This is a genomic window from Psychrobacter sp. TB55-MNA-CIBAN-0194 (assembly GCF_040309505.1).
Classification (GTDB): Bacteria; Pseudomonadota; Gammaproteobacteria; order Pseudomonadales; family Moraxellaceae; genus Psychrobacter; species Psychrobacter fozii.
This window is the reverse complement of sequence record NZ_JBEOOW010000122.1, coordinates 1-292: the sequence shown is the minus strand read 5'-3', so window position 1 is coordinate 292 and position 292 is coordinate 1. Positions and strand designations below refer to the sequence as shown.

1 pseudogene is annotated in these 292 nt (G+C 47.6%); it reads right to left on the bottom strand.

The features are described 5' to 3' along the window. A pseudogene (locus tag AAEY75_RS14515) lies at positions 1-279 on the bottom strand (FMN-binding glutamate synthase family protein); the annotation flags it as partial. Between the last annotated feature and the right edge of the window lie 13 nt (positions 280-292).

Here is a 292-nt window from a genome sequence, read left to right as displayed (position 1 = left end):
ATACTGGCGAATCTCAGGACGGAAATCCTCTAACACATAGCGGATGTGACCGGCGATAGGATAGTTGCTTAGGATAGAGTGCTTAGATTGCAATAAGTCATAAATACCTAGCCCAACGGCGAGACCACCGATGATAATGAGTACCCAGTTGACGAGGAGTAATCCTGCTAAAAACAGCAAGATTGCAGCGCCAAAGGTGCTGTAGCGTAGCAAAACACCGGTTAGGTAAGGGGAGTTGTGTTCAGGCTCAGGGTTCAAATTGGTTCTGGAATCGGGCATAACAAGGCTCAAC